The 2,591-nt window shown below is 74.3% G+C and carries 4 protein-coding genes; 3 read left to right on the forward strand and 1 reads right to left on the reverse strand.

The window, feature by feature from the left end; translation table 11 throughout:
• On the reverse strand, positions 1–246 hold a 246-nt coding region (locus tag G3I41_RS28005; protein ID WP_164403165.1), incomplete at its 3' end, for an ATP-binding cassette domain-containing protein.
• Positions 247–412: 166 nt separating this feature from the next.
• Between G3I41_RS28005 and G3I41_RS28010 the strand changes: the two genes are divergently transcribed.
• From G3I41_RS28010 to G3I41_RS28020, 3 genes are all read left to right on the forward strand, one after another.
• Positions 413–940 carry an SAV_6107 family HEPN domain-containing protein gene (locus G3I41_RS28010; RefSeq protein ID WP_164403166.1) on the forward strand — a complete coding sequence of 176 codons (528 nt, stop codon included), beginning with the start codon at positions 413–415 and terminating at the stop codon, positions 938–940.
• A gap of 97 nt (positions 941–1,037) precedes the next feature.
• Positions 1,038–1,796 (forward strand): methyltransferase, encoded by a 759-nt coding sequence (locus G3I41_RS28015; RefSeq protein WP_164403167.1) that lies wholly within the window; start codon positions 1,038–1,040, stop codon positions 1,794–1,796.
• Between the two features lie 280 nt (positions 1,797–2,076).
• Positions 2,077–2,475: a DUF3040 domain-containing protein gene (locus tag G3I41_RS28020; protein WP_164403168.1), complete on the forward strand. Its 399-nt coding sequence runs from the start codon at positions 2,077–2,079 to the stop codon at positions 2,473–2,475.
• Positions 2,476–2,591: the final 116 nt, after the last annotated feature.

Here is a 2,591-nt window from a genome sequence, read left to right on the forward strand (position 1 = left end):
GACGCGGCGGACGGCGGCGGCCCGGCGCGGCAGCGCGAGGCCGGCGGTCGCGGCCTCGCCCTCGGTGGGGCGCATGCGGCCGGTGAGGGACAGCAGAAGACAGGTGCGGCCGGAGCCGGACGGACCCTCGACGGCGATCAGGGAACCGGGGTCCGCGCTCAAGGTCACGCCCCGGAAGGCCCAGCCCCGCGGCCCTTCGAGCCCCAGGCCCTCGGCGGTGACGGCCGCACCGTGCGGACGTTCCACGTACCCCACCCCTCATTTGAACTGACTGGTCAGTTCAAAAAGTAGCCCGAACTCGCGACCGGAGCAAAACCCCAGGTCAGGCCCGCGTCGAGGCCGATTGTCAGTGGGGGCCGTCACGATGGATACAGACGGCCACAGAGTCGTCACCGAGACAGGAGGTTCTGTCATGGCCCACTCGTCCGCAGCCGCCGCCCAGCGACGCCGCGCAGACGGCCCTGCTCCCTCACCGACCGGCCCGGCCCGCGACGTCCACCCCGTCGTCCGGCGCACCGCCGCACCGCCCGCCGCCCTCGATCTCCTCACCCAGGCCCGCGCGGGCCTGGACGAGGCAGCTGTCCTCTCCGTGCCCAACGAGCGGTACGCCACCGCGCACCTCGCCGCCCTGCGCACCGCCGCCGCCGTCCTCGCCGCACGAGCCCGCCCCGAGCCCCCGCGCCGGCGCCGGGCACCGATCCGCAGCGCCTGGGAGATCCTTCCGGAGCTGGCCCCCGAGCTGGCGGAGTGGAGCGCCCTTTTCGCCTCCGGCGCCGCCCGGCGGGCCCGAGCCGAGGCGGGCATACCCGGCGCGGCCAGCCGGCGGCAGGCCGACGATCTGCTGCGCGACGCGGCGATGTTCCTGCGCCTGGTGGAGCGGCTGCTCGTGCTCCAGCCGGTGCTGCCGAAGCCGCGCGAGGAGCGGCCCGACGCGGGGTGACCACGGGCGCGGCGCCAGGCAATAGGGTGGGCGGTACCTGTTACCTGCGCTGTTCACGCTCCGCCCCCGGGCGGCCCGTGCCGAGGAGTCAACTGCCGTGTCGGACCCGCTGCGCCCCCGTGCCTCCCTCCGTACCGCCGTGGTCTGGGAGGTCCTGAAGGACGCCCTCGACCGCCGGGTCAAGGCGACCGGCCGGGACGCCCTGGACGTGCTGGACACCGGCGGCGGCACGGGCAACTTCGCCGTGCCCGCCGCCCGTCTCGGCCACCGGGTCACCGTGGTCGACCCCAGCCCCAACGCGCTCTTCGCGCTGGAGCGCCGCGCCGCCGAGGCCGGGGTCGCCGACCGGGTGCACGGCGTGCAGGGCGACATCCTCGGCCTGTTCGACGTGGTGGAGCGCGGGGGCTACGACGCGGTGCTCTGCCACGGCGTCCTGGAGTACGTGGACGACCCCGCCGAGGGCGTACGGCACGCGGTGGAGGCCCTCCGTCCGGCCGGGGCGCTGAGCCTGCTCGCCGCCGGTCTCGGCGGTGCCGTCCTGGCCCGCGCCCTCGCCGGCCACTTCAACGAGGCGCGGCACGCGCTGGGCGACCCGCAGGGCCGCTGGGGCGACGGGGACCCGGTGCCCCGGCGGTACACGGCCGAGCAGCTGGCCGAGCTGGTCACGGCCGCCGACGTCGAGGTGGGCGCCGTGCACGGGGTCCGGGTCTTCGCCGACCTCGTCCCCGGGGTCCTGGTGGACACCGAGCCGGGCGCGATGGAGGCCCTGCTCCGGTTGGAGGCCGCCGCCGCGGAACTGCCCGCCTTCCACTCCGTGGCCACCCAGCTGCACGTCCTGGGCACCAAGCGGGGCTGACCCCCCGAGGGTTACCGGCGGGAGCGCGGCTGATCAGCGACGCAGCGGCAGACGGAGTACGCACCGACAGCCCCGTTCGGCGCTCCGGCCCCGTATGATCGGAGGACACCATCCGGCATGACGGATCGGAGGTTGGGGAATCAACTCAACAACTGAGCCGTCGTGGCGGCCCGGACTGGCTGTTTCGCAATGAGGGCGGGTTTCACGGGGGCGATTCCCTGCCTATCCTGGAAGGGCCGCATACCGGCCGCCCCCCGCGGCCGACGACGAGGAGGACTCCGTGCCGCTCTCGGAGCACGAGCAGCGAATGCTCGAGCAAATGGAGCGAGCGCTGTACGCCGAAGATCCCAAGTTCGCGACAGCGCTCGAGGGAAGCAAGCTGCGTACGTACACCCGGCGACGGGTCTACCAGGCGGTCGCTGGCTTTCTGGTGGGTATCGCGCTCCTCATGGGCGGAATGGTCGCCCGGCTGACCTGGGTCGGCGTGGTGGGCTTCCTCGTCATGCTGGGCTGCGCGGTACTCGCGGTCACCGCATGGCGCAACGCGCCCAAGCCGGGCGAACAGCAGTCGGTGCGCACCGGTGGCGCGGGTGACCGCCGGCAGTCCCGGCAGCGCCGGTCCGTGATGAACCGGATCGAACAACGGTGGCAACGCCGCCGTGACGAGCAGGGACAGTAAGCACAGAGCGCTTCGGATGAAGGGGCGGCCGCGACGCGCGGCCGCCCCTTCACGCGTGCGGGGGGCTCGGGCGGCCGGCGCCGGGGGAGCGGGCGTCCGCGTGTTGGTGCGGCCCG

This window comes from Streptomyces sp. SID9727 (genome assembly GCF_010550605.1).
GTDB lineage: Bacteria > Actinomycetota > Actinomycetes > Streptomycetales > Streptomycetaceae > Streptomyces.